This window comes from Streptomyces sp. NPDC104831 (genome assembly GCF_055583025.1).
Genome location: NZ_JBVJOT010000025.1, coordinates 17,949 through 36,012, shown reverse-complemented (window position 1 = coordinate 36,012; position 18,064 = coordinate 17,949). Strand labels below are relative to the sequence as shown.

General features: G+C 67.6%; 15 protein-coding genes and 1 pseudogene. 5 read left to right on the top strand and 11 right to left on the bottom strand.

Translation table 11 applies throughout. The features are described 5' to 3' along the window. The first annotated feature begins 57 nt into the window (after positions 1-57). Together ACZ63H_RS18630 and ACZ63H_RS18625 are read left to right on the top strand one after the other, a co-directional pair. Positions 58-645 carry an ATP-binding protein gene (locus ACZ63H_RS18630; RefSeq protein ID WP_469866296.1) on the top strand — a complete coding sequence of 196 codons (588 nt, stop codon included), beginning with the start codon at positions 58-60 and terminating at the stop codon, positions 643-645. After that, positions 639-1,022, top strand: coding sequence for a hypothetical protein (locus tag ACZ63H_RS18625; RefSeq protein ID WP_469866294.1), 384 nt, complete (start codon positions 639-641; stop codon positions 1,020-1,022). Before ACZ63H_RS18630 ends, ACZ63H_RS18625 begins: the two co-directional genes overlap by 7 nt. 302 nt (positions 1,023-1,324) lie before the next feature. Here ACZ63H_RS18625 and ACZ63H_RS18620 read toward each other — a convergent pair whose 3' ends face one another. The 5 genes and pseudogenes from ACZ63H_RS18620 to ACZ63H_RS18600 all read right to left on the bottom strand — a co-directional run bounded on the left by ACZ63H_RS18620 (position 1,325) and on the right by ACZ63H_RS18600 (position 7,088). Further along, positions 1,325-2,347 carry a hypothetical protein gene (locus ACZ63H_RS18620; RefSeq protein ID WP_469866292.1) on the bottom strand — a complete coding sequence of 341 codons (1,023 nt, stop codon included), beginning with the start codon at positions 2,345-2,347 and terminating at the stop codon, positions 1,325-1,327. Between the two features lie 258 nt (positions 2,348-2,605). Beyond that, positions 2,606-2,794: pseudogene (locus tag ACZ63H_RS18615) on the bottom strand (site-specific integrase); the annotation flags it as partial. Positions 2,795-3,102: 308 nt separating this feature from the next. After that, the gene (locus tag ACZ63H_RS18610; RefSeq protein WP_469866417.1) at positions 3,103-3,633 is read right to left on the bottom strand and encodes a hypothetical protein; all 531 of its coding nucleotides are present in this window, start codon (positions 3,631-3,633) and stop codon (positions 3,103-3,105) included. A gap of 311 nt (positions 3,634-3,944) precedes the next feature. Next, positions 3,945-5,492 (bottom strand): AAA family ATPase, encoded by a 1,548-nt coding sequence (locus tag ACZ63H_RS18605; RefSeq protein WP_469866290.1) that lies wholly within the window; start codon positions 5,490-5,492, stop codon positions 3,945-3,947. 1,299 nt (positions 5,493-6,791) lie between these two features. Further along, a complete protein-coding gene (locus tag ACZ63H_RS18600) occupies positions 6,792-7,088 on the bottom strand; it encodes a hypothetical protein (RefSeq protein WP_469866288.1) in 297 nt (98 codons plus the stop codon). 860 nt (positions 7,089-7,948) lie between these two features. On the opposite strand from ACZ63H_RS18600, the gene ACZ63H_RS18595 reads away from it, so the two are divergent. Further along, a complete protein-coding gene (locus tag ACZ63H_RS18595) occupies positions 7,949-9,088 on the top strand; it encodes a metallopeptidase domain-containing protein (RefSeq protein WP_469866286.1) in 1,140 nt (379 codons plus the stop codon). A gap of 80 nt (positions 9,089-9,168) precedes the next feature. Here ACZ63H_RS18595 and ACZ63H_RS18590 read toward each other — a convergent pair whose 3' ends face one another. The 6 genes from ACZ63H_RS18590 to ACZ63H_RS18565 all read right to left on the bottom strand — a co-directional run bounded on the left by ACZ63H_RS18590 (position 9,169) and on the right by ACZ63H_RS18565 (position 15,878). Beyond that, positions 9,169-9,828 (bottom strand): hypothetical protein, encoded by a 660-nt coding sequence (locus tag ACZ63H_RS18590; protein WP_469866284.1) that lies wholly within the window; start codon positions 9,826-9,828, stop codon positions 9,169-9,171. Positions 9,829-9,964: 136 nt separating this feature from the next. Then, positions 9,965-10,435 (bottom strand): hypothetical protein, encoded by a 471-nt coding sequence (locus ACZ63H_RS18585; RefSeq protein WP_469866282.1) that lies wholly within the window; start codon positions 10,433-10,435, stop codon positions 9,965-9,967. A gap of 109 nt (positions 10,436-10,544) precedes the next feature. Continuing rightward, positions 10,545-11,222 carry a hypothetical protein gene (locus tag ACZ63H_RS18580; protein WP_469866280.1) on the bottom strand — a complete coding sequence of 226 codons (678 nt, stop codon included), beginning with the start codon at positions 11,220-11,222 and terminating at the stop codon, positions 10,545-10,547. Then, on the bottom strand, positions 11,219-12,871 hold the full coding sequence (locus ACZ63H_RS18575; protein WP_469866278.1) for a polyprenyl synthetase family protein: 1,653 nt from the start codon (positions 12,869-12,871) through the stop codon (positions 11,219-11,221). The genes ACZ63H_RS18580 and ACZ63H_RS18575 overlap by 4 nt, the downstream gene beginning before the upstream one ends. Further along, positions 12,864-13,949, bottom strand: a complete 1,086-nt coding sequence (locus tag ACZ63H_RS18570) for a hypothetical protein (RefSeq protein WP_469866276.1) — start codon at positions 13,947-13,949, stop codon at positions 12,864-12,866. Before ACZ63H_RS18570 ends, ACZ63H_RS18575 begins: the two co-directional genes overlap by 8 nt. A 171-nt stretch (positions 13,950-14,120) precedes the next feature. Beyond that, positions 14,121-15,878 carry an NHL domain-containing protein gene (locus tag ACZ63H_RS18565; protein ID WP_469866274.1) on the bottom strand — a complete coding sequence of 586 codons (1,758 nt, stop codon included), beginning with the start codon at positions 15,876-15,878 and terminating at the stop codon, positions 14,121-14,123. A gap of 623 nt (positions 15,879-16,501) precedes the next feature. On the opposite strand from ACZ63H_RS18565, the gene ACZ63H_RS18560 reads away from it, so the two are divergent. Both ACZ63H_RS18560 and ACZ63H_RS18555 read left to right on the top strand, forming a co-directional pair. Further along, positions 16,502-17,155 (top strand): hypothetical protein, encoded by a 654-nt coding sequence (locus ACZ63H_RS18560; protein WP_469866272.1) that lies wholly within the window; start codon positions 16,502-16,504, stop codon positions 17,153-17,155. Positions 17,156-17,175: 20 nt separating this feature from the next. Continuing rightward, complete coding sequence (locus ACZ63H_RS18555; protein ID WP_469866270.1) at positions 17,176-18,042, top strand: choice-of-anchor K domain-containing protein; 867 nt, start codon at positions 17,176-17,178, stop codon at positions 18,040-18,042. Positions 18,043-18,064: the final 22 nt, after the last annotated feature.

Below are 18,064 nucleotides of genomic sequence, written 5' to 3'. Positions count from 1 at the left end.
ATCGCGCCGGACTGCTTGCCTGAAACGGCCGCACACGTTCCAGAAGGGCCGCCGTTGATGGACACGCACAAGTTCGCCCTGCCGGTACCCGCCAGCCCGATCGCCGTCACCGATGCGCGGCACCGAGCGGTGCGCGCGATAGGGCGTTGGAGCGGAGAGTGGGACGCCGAGGTACCGCAGAGGGCCGAACTCGTACTCAGCGAACTGCTCACCAACGCCGTACGGCACGCCGGCTCCAGTCACATCCTCCTGACCCTCCACTCCCGGGCGGACGTGTTGAGGATCGAGGTCCACGACACCAGTGCGTCCCTGCCGAAGGTCGTTCTCCCGGACACGTACAGCGAGAACGGCAGGGGCATGCTCCTCGTCTCCGCACTCGCCGACCGCTACGGGACCGAGCGCAACCACAGGGGCAAATGCTGCTGGGCCGAGATCGACCTGCCCTCCACATCCGGTCGGCGGCTCAGCACCGCCTTCTCCCACGACCCGTCGGGCGACCAACCCCTGCCACAACCCCACCACGGACACCACTCACCTCACGGCCGCGACCACTCCGCACCCAGCCATACGTCCGAAGCACCTCACCACCAAGCGGCGCCTTCACAAGTGCCGGCCGACATCCACCCGGGAGACTTCCGATGCTGAAGACGGCACCGAGACGGGGCTTCTGGTGTGAGTGCTGGACGCAGAGCCTGACCGATCAGGGCGCACCGGTACTGGTGGCATCCTTCGACGCCTACTCCGCCCCGCAGGCAGACCGCTGGGTAGCGGTCGCCCTCCAGACGATCTCCCCGGCCCTGGACGCGGACGCCTACACGGAAGCGTGGGAGTGGATGTACGACGGCCGCATCGACACGAGACGAGCCCTGCTGCGGGCCGAACCGTGCACGGTGTCACTGACCCACGCCAGCACCCGCATCACATGGACGATCCGCCCCGTGCTCTTCCTACCCTTCGCACACCGCCAGACCACCGACCTCCCGTCATGCACACACGACTTCATGCCCCGCGCGGGAGGGTGAGTTACAACTTTCTCTACGAGTCCCAAGGCCCGCACACGGCGCGGGCGCGCGCCGCCTCTGCGGCGCGGCCTGCCTCCTGTCTCCGCCCCGGCTGGCCGCGCCCGGCGGCTGCGGGCATGAAGTGGGAGACACACCCTCTGTGGCTGGGGCGGTCGGCTCTGCGGCTTTAGGCAGCCACTTTGGGGCGAGCCTCTAAGATCATGGCCCCAACGTCGTGCTTTACCGGGCAGGTCCACAGACTGCCCGACTCGCCGGAAGCTTACGGGGCCATGATCACTCGCCCCAAAGCCGCTCCGCCGACCTCACAGTTCGAAGCGCCGGCTTTCTTCGCGGAACTTCCGAGCGAGTTCGTCCCCCGCCAGGCCCCAGTCCCTGCTTTCGTGAATCACGTGAGGTATATCCTGCAAATCAACACCCCATCGCTCTTCCGCCACCTCGATGGTGCTTACCAGACGACCAGTAACCATTTCGGGCACCTCTGTCAGGGCTGGCCCGGCAAGATGGAGGCTATCTCTAGCATATTGCAAAGCAGATGGCGCGTAACGCATATCGAGCAACCGCATCAATTCAGCCGACAAGCTCCCCAGGCTGATTTCGCGGCGAAGCACGCCGCAGAAGTCCAGAAAAACTCGCCCTTTCAGGGTAGCGCCCGCCAAAGTCGCCCCGCCGCCAAATTGCCTCAGCAGGCCGCACCCCGCGAGCCTAATCAGGCGTTCCCTCACCGCCCCCTGCGAGACCTCAAGTTTCTCAGCCAAGTCACGAGTGCTGGAGAACTCTTCAGAGGCCGTTGAGATGACATACAAGAGAGCGAGGTGCAAGCCTGCCAGGCCACTAGTGCGCCCGAAGAATCTGACGTCTTCGGCGGTCAGATTTCCGAAGACAACGTTCATCAGGATGTCTCTACTTACCTGCTCTTCAAGTAGCTCGGCGATGAGATTGCGCTGACTCTCATCATCGGCATCGAAACCTTCAGGAATCCAAAAAACACGCAGTCGATGCGACCGCGCAAGATCGCGGCCCGACCTGAAGTCTTTTACTGCTTCCGAGAGCAGTCGCCGAGCCTTGATTGTATCCCTCGCCACGTACGCGCAGATATCAGCTTCCGCATCTAGCAGCATAGTGCGGACATCTTTGTCTACCCCGGCCGTGTGATTCCACAGAGTTTGCCCTACAAGGGGCCGTGACCAGTCGCGCCGAAGTTCGCAAGCGAAGTCAAACTTTCGACGTTCAGCTTCCACGTATGCGTAGAGGGTAGTGCGCGACAATCTCTCTAAAACTTCTGCCGTGCACTCAGATAGGAATTGATGCTCCGCCGATTCTGCCACCCCAGTATGGTAACTAAAGCGACCCGGCCATGGGAGCGTAACGCGGCAACTCCACGTGTTATGACCGTGGGAGCTAGCTCGTCGACCAGCAGAACAATCGATCAGCAGGCCGACACGAGGGAGCGCCCTCCCGGGCCGTCCTCGGGCCGTGGAAGGGCGCTCAATGGTGACCGACGTCGACAGGTGCCGACAGCTCGGCAGCAGGTCAGGGCGTTGATCGGTTAGGCGGCCGCAGGTCACGGCCGCCGGTGATCAGTTGTGCTCCTGCAGTGCTTCTGCCGCTGGATCGCGCAGCGGCACGTCACGGAGCTTGCCACCCTTCGGGGGCGCGAACACGGCCTTGCTCAGGCTCAGCTTGAGCTGCTGCACAACGTGCAGGGTGCCGCTGTCAAAGTCGAAGCCATCGACGGACAGGCCGAGGATCTGACCTTGCCGCAGGCCGCATCCGGGTGCGTTCAGAGGGAAGCTTCTCTCCAGGGCCGCCGTAGAACCATCAGTGAGCCGCTGCCGTAGCGTCTCGTAGACCTTGGTTGTCTTCGGTCCCATCCGCGGAGCGCTCCCCTTCAGAAGTGATGCGCACCGGGGTAGCGGGACGGACGCGTCGCGTCTTTGTGTGCTCAGTCCCCGCCTATCTGCAGATACGGACCAAATTCCGGCGGACACCACTGCTTCGAGGGAGAGAAGCAGCGCCTGCTTGGCCGAGCGCCTGTATGGCGGACGTGACGCAACGCGAGGGTGCTGCTCCCTTTTTAAGATTACGCCGCGAAACCGCCCTCGCAAAACCATTTGTCCTTAGCCAAGGCTGTATACATTGCCGTTTGCCAACTATTCACATGTGCTCGCCGCCGACTAGTTGCCTCTTGTGCTAGGTGCTCTCTTACGCCGTCTGCTCCACTCCTCTCGAAAATGCACTCCAAAGAGTATCGAATGTTGCCGAGTTCCTGCGCGGCTTGGGAAGCGTACAACGACGCTAGCTGGAACAGCGAGAAATGCTTCCGGGCTCGAACCTTAGTCACCTCCTCCCAACTAGTTGGTGGGTTGACACGGAAAACGAGTGCGGGAGGGCTAGTGTGCACGACACTGGCGCAGAGCCATGGATCGTTTTCGACGTCATCGAAGTATGGGTGAATAGGTTCGTCACCCTCAGTTGTTGGTGCGACATCTCCCTTGATTTTGTTGCAATCTGAGCAGGCTGGAACCAAATTAAGGGGCGTGACAGCCAAGGCCGGATACAGAGTCTTAGGAAGATGATGATCAATAGTGGATACGGTTCGTTGGCCGCACATAGGGCAGCGACCTTGCGGCGCTGACAGCATCAGGTCGTCATATATGAATCGCCCAACGGACTTCTTCTGGGCCATTCGATAGTTGTACAGGGCTGCCATTTCGGCCGTAGTGATATTTGCTGGCAAAAAATCTTCCTTGCTCAACGCATATAGCTTTTTGTCCTCCGCTGAGCGCGCGTATGAGTCGGCTGCCGCTGTGACTTCTTCTAGTGCGCTCTCGAATCGTTCTTTTAGTTCCTGGCTCCTAATTCTCTTGATGCACGTAGAGTAGCTGGATCGGGCCGTATGCTTAGGGCGCTCAATCTTCCACATCACGCACCCGCCTCTGCGTCGCGCGCTGCAATAAGACCGCGCATAATGCCCCGGGCTTCGCTGCCGAGTTGCCCACCGAAGCGCTCGATGATCTCCTGGTAGGTGCCGCCTTCTTTCAGGGCTTCACCCAGAAGGCGGTGGAAACCTGAGTGGGTAACCTCCAAGCCGAACACTTCCCGGGTTAGAACGCCTACGTTCTCGCCAAATGTCTCGATATCAGGCCGCTCTGCGACCAGCTCAAACCCTGACCTGCGCAGCTTGTACGCGCAACTCCGCGGAATTTCTTGAAGAATTACTGGAGAGTGTGTGGCGATAATCGCCACGCCATTTCGATTCCTGAGCAGGTCGGACAGGGCCCGAGTAAAGGCGCTGAGTAGAGGCGGGTGTAGGTGAGCTTCCGGTTCATCGAGCAATACGAGAGATCGCTCTTCGACGCTTTCGACAAGGCGTGTGATGGTAAGCAGGACGATCTTGTGGCCTGAACTGAGGTTTCGAAAAAGCATAAGAGCTCGTCCTGAGAGCTCATCCTCGTTAGATGCTGAGTCGGCCAACTCCGCTACGCCAGCATCATTGAAGATTGGGTCAGCCTCAAGCATTTGCAGAGCACGGCGCCACCGAGCAAGACGTGCTCCTTGCACGCATACTCTTACGCTCATGCTGAATTCGCGGGCGATCGCGCGATGATCTTTAGGGGGAAGTGGCTTATCAGTATTGCTTGGGCGAATTTTCTTCAAGCCGATGTACGTGTATTGCAGTCCGGCCGCCTTGTTCTGTGGTGAACTTATTGGCTCGAAGGGGTCAAATGCACTGAACGTAACGGATACGAGGTTTGCAAAGCGACCGACTGGCGAGCCGAGTGTCCCAAACTGGAAGGTTCCTACTTCCTCCTCGGTGGCGTTGTCGTCTGCCAATGCGCGGCTCATATTGTAGAGGAAGTGCGTTTTACCGACTCCGTTGCGGCCAATCAGCACATGGACATTGGTGGGTGGATTCGAGTTCGGTTTTACCTCGAACTCCAGAGAAGCCGGCGTGCTGTCTGATCGTGGACTCGGGGGCAGCGTGTAAGTAAACGTGTATCGAGTAAGTCGAGGGCCATTGGTGGCAAGTCGGCGAAACTGCCCCTCGACTGTGGCGCGCGCGACTGAGCGGAGCAGGGATGTACCGGTCACATCCTCGCTTAGAGCCCGCGTGAAAAGCGCCTGATCTAGCGCTATGTCGTGCAGTGCGCTAAGAATTTCATCCCGAATGTCAGTGTTGAGCTTTCGGAGATTCTGATAGTAGCTGTCGTCCTGACCCAGGGAGAAGACGTTGCTGGGCGCCTCTTCGAATTCATTGGGTAGGTCTGGGCTGCGCTGCCCTTCAAGCATGCCGAACTGGCCGATTTTCACATGGCCGATTTCGTGAAGGCTGCCTCTGTTGTCGCGAACGAAGAGGTGATGCAGAGTGCTGTACTTAAACCAGTCATCCCAATTATCTTTGACTAGGTAAGCGTGCGGTCCTTCCCCTTCCGGCGGCTGAAACCCGGCTGGCAATACGGTAAAGAGCACAGGTCTTCCTATTGGCTAGTTCGGCGGTTAGTCCACCGCGGGTGGTCTACTCATCGCTTCCGCACCCCCCTTGTGCGGTGTGCCTCGTAGTGCAGCAAAAGATGGCGTTGCTGATGATGACAGGTATTGGAGACTCCGAAAAGGGGGCCGTTTTGCCGCCTCATGCGAGCTGACTAGCCTCGTAGATCTTGCGCAGGGGGAGACCTGCGCCGGCTCGTTGTATTGCGCTCGGTCCAGCCGGCTCACTGGGCCCCACCGCAGTCGTGTGCCCGCCGCGTGCTGCGGGGCAGGTGTGGGGCAACCCAGTGCAATGAGGGCATCGACGCTGGTCAGTGACCTCCCTTGCGGGGTCTGTAGCACTGCCGACTCGGGCGGCTGTGGTCTCCGTATCCAAGCGGTGTGGTGGCCTCGTGAGGTCAGTGCCACCGCGTGCTGAAGCCTTGCGGCTGCACCACAACCGCACCAGATATAGCGGGGAACAACGGGGAATCATGGTGAGAGCAAGCGGCGCCGATGCGGCCGCCGCTCAGCGATCAGGGGCTCCGTCGTTACGGGGCCGGCCGTCGTAGGTTGCTCTGGTCGACGGTGCAAGCTAGTAGCGTGGCTGAAGCCGGTGAGGGTGCAGCGAGGCGTACGCGTACGCGGTCGGCCGACGCACCCGCCGTGGTGGCTGGCTGTCCTCGGCTGAGGTTCGTGCCATAACCGTGCCAGATACAAGGGTCAGCCACGGTCAACACCGGTGTCCCGCGGTCGAGTAGCCGCCCGCTTCCTCGGCCAGCGAAGTCGCAGCTCAGTCCGCAGATCACCCAGCCTCTCTCCTAAAGCGGGTGTTGCAGGATCGAATCCTGCCGGGGCACCAGTTCAGAAGGGGCCCACCTCCGAAATGGCGATGGCGAGCATGAAGGCCCCGTAGAGCGGGTCCTTGCGGGAAGCCGCGAGGAAGTCAAGGCCGCGAGGTACTGGGACAGCTACCGGTTCGGTGAGCAGATGGCAACGGACTACGCGAAGCGCTTCCTCGACACCAACTTCACGTACTGCACGACCGGTGGGGAGGTGGCCGCACGGCAGGACATGTGCACCCGCCGCCGGCTCCGACACCGGGTACCCGACTCCGTGGGGCAGTGGGAGTGCGCAGACACATCCCCTAGCGGCCTGGATGGCCACGAGCCCGACGCATGGAACAAGGGTTGCATCACTGGCATGGCTCTCGGCGTGCCGGACGTCGCGACATACGGGGCCGATCCTCAGAAGTGAGCCTCAGAACAATCTTGTTGGCTGGCCAGGTCGGGCATCGGACGGCTACGGCAGGGCGTCCCCTGTCGGCTCTTCTTGGCAGGCGTTCCGGAGACGCTCGTCCATTTCAGCCGTCAGTTCAGTCAGCCGCGCGTACAGCGCCTGTTCTTGCTTGGACAGGTTTCCGGACTTCATCCTCGCCAACAACTCCTCCGTGGCATCGGACAGGACACCCAGGCAGATGTGAGCCGCCTCGTTGAAGCCGCGATCGTACATACTGAAGTAATAAGCGCGTACACTGTCCTCGGCCCCCTCCCGTACCGCATGGCTGAGCTTGCGCAACGTCTGCTTGCCCCTCGACATGCTGCCCCTCCCCTTCCCCGTGCTCGACACCGAGTTACTGAAGGTACCGCCCGGCTGGCCCAGTTGGCGATCACAACCGCTTACGCCCGGTTAGCGGTTGCCTACCTCCGCTGCGGGGCCTTCGCCGGGCGACGCTGATGCGCCGTGACCACCATCGGGCTCTGGGCCGCCAGCGCGAACGTTGCGGACCATCAGCGCAGGTGAGAGGCGTCACAGACCAAGGCGGCACCCTCACCCAGGTTGCTTCGGGACGAAGAGGTCATCACGCTCGCTAGGTGCGACCCATCGCATCCGCCGTCGAGACTTACTCTGATTGACGGCGGACAGCGTGGCTTAGGTCGGTAGGGGTACAACGAGGCACACGCGCGCCGGCGCGGTCGGCTGACCCACCGCCGCGGCGGACTGTCGTCGGCTGAGGCTCAGACGCTCCTGGGCCCAACTCCGCCAAGGGACGTTCGAAGGGAAGGCACCGTGCCATTCGCGTGCCAGATCCTGCGGGGAATCACGGGGAACAGCGGCAACTCGCCCCGGGTGCGACCAGGACTCCAGCACCACTCCGCCGCAGATCAGCGCAGCAACCACCGGCAAGAAACTCAAGCTTCCCAAGCCGAGAGCGCGAATCCGCGCCGGAGCGCCTCCCGTTCCACTCCATGGGATGAGTTTGGCCCTGTTGCCCCGGCCTGTCCCGCTGTGGTCGGGATGGTCGTTCCATGAGTGAGACGCGAGTACTGCGTGAGGGGTCTCCGGCGGGGGTCGGGACGGGCGGCAGGGGGCGGTTGCCGGGGAAGGGTCGTGGGATCCCGTGCCTCCGGGTCGCCCGGACGCGACGCCCGCTCCCCTTACCGGTCCTGTGGGTTCTCGTGGTGCTGCTCGCGCTGACCGCGGCCGCCGTCCCCGCCCAGCGTGCCCGCGCCGCCAACGGGAGCACCTCGCCGTGTGCGCTTCAGGGGCAGGGGACCACGGTCAACGAGGGGCAGAACACCGACTACACCCAGTTCCTGGATCCCCTGGGGGTCAAGAACGTCGGTGTGGTCTACGTGGACTTCCCCGACGTGTCCGGCGCCGGCGGCGTCGCGGACTACTACAACCTCCTGGCCCCGGCCGCCGACTGGATGTGGAACGCCTCGTACGGCAGGACCGGGCTGAGCATGCGGCCGGTCGTGAACCGCTGGATCCGGATGCCGTCGGCCTCCGACGCCTACGGCACCTCCAGTCCCACCTACCAGCAGCACACCCGGTACGTGACCGACGCACTGCGCGCGGCGGCCGGCGCCGGCGCCGATCTGGCCGGGTACGACCTGTTCTACATCGTCTCCACCGCCCACTCCCGGGTCACCGGCTCCCACACGTGGTACTGGACACCCACCCAGCCGATCGTCATCAAGGGCACGACGATCCGTTGGGCGGTGACGTTCGGCACCGACATGTGGCACTGGGGTCACAAGGTGGCCGCCCACGAGACCGCTCATGTCTTCGGAGCGCCGGACCTGTACGCCTTCAGCGGTGATCTGCACCGGTACGTCGGCGGCTGGGACGTGATGGGCCACATCGCCGGAGCCGCACCGCAGTACTTCGGCTGGCACTCCTGGAAGTTCGGCTGGACGCGGGACGACCAGACCGTGTGCGTGTGGCAGAACCGGACCCAGAACACCGCCACGTTGAACGGTGTGGAGTACGTCGGCGGCACCAAGCTGCTGGTGGTCAGGACCGGCGCCACCACCGCCTACGTCGCCGAGGCCCGCAGGAAGGCCCACAACGACTCCGCGGCCTGCTCCTCGGGCGTCGTCATCTACAAGGTCGACAGCTCCGTCGTGAACGGCCAGGGGCCGATCCGGGTGGTGCCCAATCCCGACGCCGCGGCGCCACCGGCAGGCTGCGGCACGCTGGACATGGCCACCTGGCAGCCCGGCCAGACCTTCTACGACCGGGGCGCCAACGTCCAGTTCACCGTCCGGTCCGCCGACGCCCACAACAGCGTGGTGAACGCCATCAAGTGGTGACCATCAGGAGTCTCCCGCGTCGGCCGGCGAGCCGCACGGCGTGTGCGGTACGCCGGCCGGCGCGTCACCTCGTCGATCCGTCACCCGAGGATCGAGGACGAGTCGCAGCCGAGGCCGGCGCGGCTGGCGACGGTGAAGGAGATGCTTCCGGTGTTCTCCCAGATGTTGTTGATGTCGGCGAACAGCCACCGCGTGGTCAGGCTGTGGTCGGCCGACGAGAGGGTGGCCGTCCGGCCCTCCGTCCCGGGCCTGATCCGGAACGTCACCACGGTGTCCCCCAGCTTCTGGGGCGGGGTCTCCTGGGCACTCAGTGTCGTCCCGGAGAAGCTGCCCGGCCCCGTCACCGACACCACGTCGGCCACCGCCATGACCGAGGCCAGGTTGACCCGGTGGATGTGGTACTGCGCTCCCACGGGATTGCGTGTGGTGTCCGGGCGCCACCTGAACGTGAACGTCGACCCCGGTGCGATCCGGCCGCCGAACGGGTTCGGCGACGACGACTCGTTGATCACGCCCTCGCCCAACCGGGTGCCGAAGACGTTGCGCCAGTAGAAGCGGGGGTTGAGCCACGCGTTCCCCGGCTGAACGCACTGCGGGTCCCGTGCGGCCGTGGCCCGTTCCGCCGCGGGCCGGGCCTGCGCCGTGGCGGCGTTCGCGGGCAGTGACGACGCCAGCAGCATCGCCGCGGCCAGCGCGCCGAGGGCCCATGGGCGGCGCTTCCCCCGTCGCGGCCGCGACACCGAAGGGGCAGCGCGCCGGACGCGGCCCGGCAGAGGGTCTTCTGCTCCGTACATCTCCAGCCTTTCTCTTGCGCGTGACCCGTCGGTGGCTCCGGGTCAAGTCGGCGGGGCCACCGACGGGCCGGTTCGCCGGGGGTCAGTCCTCGTCGGGGTCGAGGACGCGGCCCTTGAGCTTGATCGGATTGGCGGCGCCCACCTTGAGCTGGCCGTCGGTGTAGCGGCCCGGGGTCGCGCCGTCGACGGCGGTGACCTGGGCGCCGTAGCCGATGCACTCCTGGTTGGTGGACAGGTACGGGTTGTGGGTGAAGGTCAGGGTGCGGCCCCGGTCGCCGAGGGTGCCCTGGGTGGTTTCCAGGTTGCCCTTCGCCTGGAGCGTGTTGACGTCGTGGTACGCCCAGGACAGCCACCCGGTGAACACGAAGCCGGTGGGCGCCTTCAGGGTGAAGGTGATGTCTCCGGGGTTGACCGGGTCGGGGACGGTGCTGAGGATGCCGAAGCTGAGGTGGGCGGGGACTCCGCCCGGGGCGTCCTCGACGATGCCCTGCTGGAGGATGTACAGCTTGTTCTCGGAACCCGGCTGGACGGGGGCCTGCGTCTGCGTGGCCATGCGTATCCCTTCTGTGGATGGGTGCGTCCGCGTGAGCGGATCCGCCGGTGGCGGGCTTGGGGACCGGGCCCGCTCATGGACCGTCGGGAGGGGGGACGGGCGTCATGAGTCAGGCGGATGGCGCGGGGTCGGTCGGTGCGTGGTCGGCCAGGAGCGGGCCGAGGACGGACAGGGCGCCGAGGGCGATGTCCTCGTAGAGGTAGAAGCCCGCCTCCAGCGGCGGCAGCTCGGTGACGGTGTCGTCCGCGACGGGGTCCGGATCGGCGGCGTACCCCGCGCCGTCGTCGGGGGCGGCGCGCGGCCCGAGCAGATCGGTGATGTCCTGCGCGGCACCCAGGAGGGTGCTGCGGGCGGTGCCGGCCAGCAGGCGCAGGGGCAGGTCGAGGGCGGCGGTCGTGCGCTGGCCGGGAACCGCCTTCGTCGCCTGCGGCGCCTCCTCGGTGGCCGCGGCGGCGATCAGCTGAACGGGGAGCGTGCAGGCGGCGACGATCCGCTCGGTGGGCATCGGGGGCGGGGGGTCGCCGTCGACCATGAGGTCCTCCCACTCCATCAGGTCGAACAGGAACTGGCCGCCCTTGTACAGGGGCCAGGGCCGCACGGTGTCGAGCAGGAGGCGGGCGCGTTCGGGGGTGTCGCGGCGCACCGCCACGCCGTGCCGGGCCAGGGTGCACAAGCACTGGCGCAGGCTGCCGTTGACGTGGCCGAGGAAGGCGAAGGCCCGGTGGTCGGTGGGGGTCAGCGGGCCGGCGGCGGTGGGGTCGGCCGGCGGGGGCGGGGTGGTGGTCACAGGGGCCTCGAGGTGACGTAGTGGGCGATCTGCCGCAGCACGGCTTTGCCTTCGTTCTCGGGGATGAACCGGAGGTCTTCCTCGAAGCGGGCGATGCCTTCGGCGGCGAGCCGGTCGGCGAGGTCGGTGGCGTACTCGATGGAGCCGTGCCGGCGCATGGCGGCGAGGAGTTCCTCGGCGTGCTGCTGGGTCTTGTCGGTACGGCGCTGCCGCAGGATGTCGAAGAGGCGGGGGCGCTCGTGGGCGTACGCGGTGCGGAAGAGGTGGATCAGCATCACCGTGCGCTTGCCTTCGAGCAGGTCGCCGAGAGGCTCCTTGCCGTAGAGGGCCTCCTCGCCGACCAGGTTCAGGATGTCGTCCTGGATCTGGAAGGCGATGCCGATCAGGCGGAACGCCTCGTCGAACCGGCTCAGCACGGCGGGGTCCGTGACGCCCGCGCAGACGGCGCCGATGCGGCACGGGCTGATGCAGGTGTACCAGCCGGTCTTCTTGGTGCTCATGGTGAAGTAGGCGTCGTCGGTCCCGGGGACGATCTCGTGGCGGATCCAGCCCAGCTCCATGGCCTGCCCCTCGATGGACTCCCGGCACATGTGCACCGCCTCGTGGATGAGGCCGAGGGTGCGGACGAGGCCGAGGGTTTCGAGGTTGGACAGGACGGCGTCGACGGCGAGCAGGTTCATCCCGTCGCCGACGTTGACGGCCAGGCCCAGGCCGTGTTCCTCGTGCATGGTCGGCAGACCCCGCCGGTGGGTGGACTCGTCGGCGATGTCGTCGTGGACGAGGAAGCCGTTGTGGAACAGTTCCAGCGCGGCGGCGGCGCGTACGGCGTCGTCGGGGCGACCGCCGAAAGCGGCGCAGGCGGCGATGGTCAGGGTGGGCCGCAGGCCCTTGCCCTGGCGGGCGGGGTAGGAGCGCATGAGGTCGTACAGCTCGGCGCGCGGTTCGCGGTCCGGCAGCAGCCGTTCGATCTCCTCGTTGGTGCGGGCCCGGCACCGGAGCATGGTCTCCATCAGGTCCGCGTCCCGGACGGTGTCCTCCAGCGACCAGGCGGTGCTGGTGCGGCCGTCCCACAGCAGGCGCGGCGCGGTGACGGTGGTGTCGCCGATCAGCGCGGGCGGTGCGGGCGCGTTCTCGGGGGAGCGCCGGGCGAGGAAGTCCAGTGCCGTCCAGTCGACCGGGTCGGCGGACGGTTCCCGGGCGGCGGGCGGCGCGCTGCCCCACAGCTGGGGGGCCTGTTCGCGGTAGGCCCCCCACAGTTCCTGCATGCTGCGCAGGCCCGCCGCGCGCTGGGACAGCAGGGTGAACGCCCGCCACACGGCGAGGGTGTCGTCGCGGGAGCCGCGGACGTCGAGGCTGTCGGGCAGGACCTGGTCGACGGGCGGGCGCTGGAGGTCGAACAGCAGGTTCATGGCCCGGTTGTCGAAGGCGACCTCGACATCGGGGTCGGGGCAGCGGTCCCGGTCCACCACGATGCGGCTGTGCCGTGCGGTGAGGGTGGCGTGGCTGCCGTCGTTGAAGTGCAGGCCCAGCCGGATGCCGCGCAGGTGGCCGGCCGCGGCGGCGAGGATCGCCGGCGCCCGGTCGGACAGGGCGGTGACGGTCTCGTCCAGCAGCCGGGCACCGGTGAACGCGGGGACGGTCTCAGTCATGGGCACCCCCGGCGAACTCCACGATGCCCCCGGTGTGGAAGCCGATACGGCGTCCGCCGACCCGGCCCTCCACGGTGCACGGGCCGAGGGTCTCGTGCACGCTGAACGGGTGCAGGCTGGTCTCGGAGGGGTTGCAGATCCGGCCCGCCGTGTGCGAGCGGAAGTCGAGGACCAGCCGGTCGTCGCCGAGCCGTGCGGTGATCAGCAGCCGGCCGGGCACCGCGGCCATCGGCGGGGTGCCCAGCAGGCCCGCCAGCGGCGGCACCACAGCCACCCGGTCACGGTCCAGGCTGCCGCTCACCGCGACCCGGAGGTCGCGCCGCGGGAAGTGGCGGATCATGCGCCCGTCGCGCCACAGCATCACCGATCCGTTGGCCGCGTCCGCGGGGTACGCGGGCTGGATCAGGGTGAAGACGACCGCCGAGGGCGGGGCGTGGTCGACGGGGCCCGAGGGGTCGTTCACGAATCCGAACACCCAGCCGCCGAGGGTGGGCCAGGACCACCGGCCGCGTACCCGCTCGTGGTAGCCGAGCAGGTCCGTCCGGACCGCCGTGCCGTCGCCGTGCCGCAGGGTTCCGGTGCCCAGGACGCCGGGCTCCGACTGCCACCGCAGATGCTCGTCGTCACCGAAGGGCGCGCACTGCGAGGTGCACGGCCTGCTGGTCCGGGTCAGCCGCACGTCCGCCGCCGGAGCCGCCGAGCGGGCGGCCACCCGGAACGCGCCGGGCTCTCCGTGCGGGTGCGACAACCGGAAGGCCGACCAGGGCACTTCCGGCTGCTCGGCGTTGAACTGCGTCGCGCTCCAGCCGTGTCCCTCCCCGTAGAGGAGCAGGATCGCCATGTGCTGTCCCTCGGCCGCCGTGCCCGTGCCGCTGCGGCGCCCGGTGGCGGGGGCGCCCGGATCCGCGAGGACCGAGCCGGTGGAGGAGCCCAGGGCGGAGAGGTTCGCGATGAGCGCCTGCCGCCCGCACCGCGACAGGAACGCGTAGTGCAGCCACTTGCGGTCGAGTGGGTGGACGAGCGGGGCATGCGGGAAGGGGCCCTGCGGGCCGAGCCTCGGGAGGGCGGGCGTGAACACGTTTCGAACGCTAACGGAGGGTCATCGGACACCTGCAACTCGTGACCACCACGAGGGTGAATCGGGCGCACAGAAACGATCACCTCGGCATTCATGGTTTGGGAACGCAAAGAGCCGCCCATGGCGGGTGGTCCGCCACGGACGGCTCCGGATTTCGGGTTTGCGCCCCCGTCAGTCGTCGTCGTCTCCGAGAACGCTCGCCTTCAGGCGCACTTCGGGCCGGCCCGCGATCACGGCCCGCCCGTCGGTGTACCGGCCCGGCTCGGCGTCGTTCAGGGCGCGGACGCCGAGCGTGTAGACCAGGGCCGCCGCCGGATGGCCGGGGGTGTTCAGGCGGGGCTCGTCCGTGACGACCAGCGACCGGCCGCCGTCCCCGACCGATCCCGTCGGGTGCCCGCCGGGGACGACCGTGCGATCCGCGCGGTAATACGCGCAGGTCACCCGGCCGTCGAAGGCGAATCCCGTCGGAGCCGTGAAGTGGTGCTCCACCCGTCCCGGGGCCCAGGGGTCGGTGGAGGAGATCCGTACGTGGATCAACTCGCTCTGTCCGCGCCGGATCTCCAGGCCGACCTCCTGCCGGACCTCCAGCCGGGCGGACGCGGCACCGGCGTCACCGGCGTCACCGGCGTCACCGACCGGCGGGCCGTCGGCTTCCCGGTCCGGTTCCGGTTTCCGGCCTGGTTCCGGTTCTCGCTCGGGCTCGGGCTCGGGCTCCGGCTCGGGCTCCGGTTTCCGCTCGGCTTCCGGCTCCGGCTCGCGCTCGGCTTCTCGCTGCGGCTCCGGTTCCCCGTCCGACGGCGGCTCCTCGTCCCGTACCGGCTCCTCGTCCCGTGCCGGCTCCGTGTCCGCGGAGGGTGCGTTGGCGAGGGGCACGGCCGCGATCCGGTGGTGGAAGTTGTCCGCCACGAGCAGGCGCCCGGCCGGATCCACGGCGAGACCACACGGGTAAGCCAGCCCGGCGTGTACGACGGCGTCGGCCGGGGCGCCGGACGCCGTAGTCCCGCAGGGCGCCGGTTCCGGCATCCCCGCGACGATACGGGCCTCTCCGCCGGCCAACCGCCACACCCGGTGCCCGGTCTGGTCGGCGACGTAGAGCACGCCCTCGCCGTCGACCGCCACCGCGCACGGCGCGCCCCAGTCGACCACCGTGGCGCCGTCGTCCCCGCCCGGCGGTCCCGCCAGTACCCGGAGCGTCCCGTCCGAGCCGAGCAGCAGCAGCCGCCGGCCCTCCGGGTCGGCGATGTACAGCCGGCCGTCCGCGTCGACCGCCAGGCCGGCGGGCAGGAACGCCCCGCCCGCGTCGGCCGCACCGGAGCCACCGGAGCCACCGGACCACCTTGATGCCGCGACGGCCGTGCTGATGACCCCGTTGTCGATCTTGCGTACCCGGGGAGTGCCCGCTTCCCCGACGTACAGCCGGCCGGCCCCGTCGACGGCCACGGCGCACGGGGAGTCAAGCCGGGCGCTGCCGGCCGGGCCGCCGTCACCGTCCCCCTCGCCCTCGCCGCGCGAGCCGTCTCCCGCGACGGTGTCGACGACACCCGAGGGGTCGATCCGGCGGATCCGGTGGTTCATCTCGTCGGCGACGAACAGGACCCCGTCCGGGGCGACCGCCAGCGCGGACGGGAAGCCGAGGCGGGCGCGTACCGCTTCGCCGCCGTCGCCGGTGAAGCCCCGCAGCCCGTCCCCGGCGATCGTCGTCAGGGTTCCGGTGCCGTCGATCCGGCGGATCCGGTGGTTCGCGTGGTCGGCGACGAAGACCGCGCCCGCTCCCACGGCCACGTCCGCGGGGAAGGCCAGCCGTCCGTCCGGCGCGGGCCCGCCGTCCCCGGAGAACCCGGCCGTGCCGTTGCCCGCGACGGTGCTCGGCAGGCCCTCCGCGTCCGGTGGATCCGGCGGACGCCGCAGCGCCGTGGATCCGGCCGTCACGCCGCCACCACCCGGCGCGGGCGCGGCCGGGCCCCGACGGCGTCCGACACCTCACACGCCCACGGCCTCGTTTCCCGCATCCACGTCTCCCTCCGCGCTGTCGTTGGCATTTCCCCTGCATACCGGTCGGAGGGGCGTCGCAGGGGCAGCCACCGCGTCGGCCACTCGCACGAGGGAGGGCCCGGGTGGGGCGGACGGCGAGGCAATCCGCACGGGAGGAGGGCCCGGCGGGCGCCGACGGCTGTGGTGGGGAGCGGATCGGTGCGCTCCCTCCGCTTCCTGTGCGCCGTTTCGCGCCTCAACTGAACTCGAACAAGTGACGCGGAATCGATTCGGCATTCCAAACGGGGGAACGGCGGCATAGCACCGGTCTGTCCGGGCTAACGATGGACCCGGATGGAGGTCCGGTGCGTGCCGCGATGCCCGCGCGGACGTCCCGCTCGAAGCCACGGGCGGCGTCCCGCGTTCCGTCTTACGGGCGCGGCCCTCATGACGACCGCGATCGGTGCACCGTGCGGCGTGCGGCACCGCGCTCCGGCCGCGCCCCGCCGGCCGGGGCGACCGCACCAGGACGCCTCCCTTTCCCTCGCACGCTTCGATCACAGCCCCAGGAGGACTCGGAGATGAGCACCGACGTGCAGGCCAAGAAGGAAGCCTACAAACGGGGGGAGGAACAGGGGCGGGCCGATGCGCTCGCCGGGAAGCCCTACGCCGACCCGCCGCGCGACGGCTCGCGCGGAGAGCGGGACCAGTACGCGAACGGCTACGACTGGGGTTACGAGCAGGGCCGGGCCCAGAACGGGCAGGACCAGCCCCCGAACGGGCAGGGCCAGGCCCAGAAGCTCGACCTCGTGGTCTGGCAGGAGGGCGGGGTGGAGGACGCTCCCGGCGGGCTCGGCACCACCATCAACATCTGCGTCCGCACGCCGAACTGGAGCGAGACGGTCGACGCCGGCGAGCGCGAGCACGTCTTCACCGCCCCCACCGGATTCCGCTGGAACGGCACGGTGGGCGCCCAGTACAAGCGCATGAACCAGACCACGGGCGGCAACCTGCCTCCCGTCCAGGCCACCGTCGGCGACAACGGCCGCACCCTGTCCTTCACCTACCACGTGCACCTGAACACCGGCAGCGAGGACAAGGACTGCATCGTCTACACCTGCGGCCTCGAAGCCGTCGACGGTGCCAGGGCCGGCCGCCACACCGACGGCGTCGCCCGGATCGGCACCGCACCGCCGGCCAAGCTCAAGGCCGAGGTCATCGAGGACGAGGACTGAGAGGGCGGGACCCAGACACCATGACCACCGTCGTCACCTCCGGCGTCTTCTCCTCCACCAACCCCGCCATCTCACCGGTCAACGGCCTGGGCACCGACTACGTCCAGTGGGGCAGCGCCGGCAGCCAGAGCGGCTACCAGTTCCGCGGTGAGGCCGCGGACGTCCAGCTCGACGGCACCGAGTTCGTCGTCGGCACCTTCATCCACCGCAACAAGCCCACGAACGTCAGCCCCAGCCGGTTCGACGTCCAGCTCACCATCAACGTCATGTTCGAGGACGGCAGCACGACCGACCTCACCTTCGGCTTCCACCACAACGAGACGCCCAACAGCACCGGCACCAGCCCGGCGGACGACGACCTGGTCGACCTGCAGACCTTCGTCCATCCCCAGCCCGTCACGATCGACGGCAAGCAGTACCGGGCGGTGCTGAGCGGATTCGAGCGCAACGGCCAGATCGTCCGGCAGTTCCGCAGCCCGGAAGGCGGCATCAACTTCGCCGACGTGGTGTGCATGTTCACGCTCGACGAGCCCGACGTGATCATCTCCGGCCTGCGCTATCAGGGTACGAGCGCCGGTCAGGCGGACGAGTACGTCGAGATCCTCAACAAGGGCGGTGGACCGCAGGACCTGACCGGCTGGAAGGTGGAGGCCAAGCCCACCGGCCGCGCGTTCCCCTTCCCGCCGGGGACGGTCATCCAGCCCGGCCAGCGCTACCGCGTCTACACCAACGAGAACCACCCGGAGTACGGCGGCTTCTCCTTCGGCTCCGCCGACGAGGTCTGGCGGGACCAGGGCGGCATCGCCCGCCTGGTCGCGGACGACGGCTTCGTCGTCGACCAGTCCCCCTACCTGGACAAGGGGTTCAACAAGACCGGCACTCCGTGAGCCGGACCCGTCGGCCCTCCGA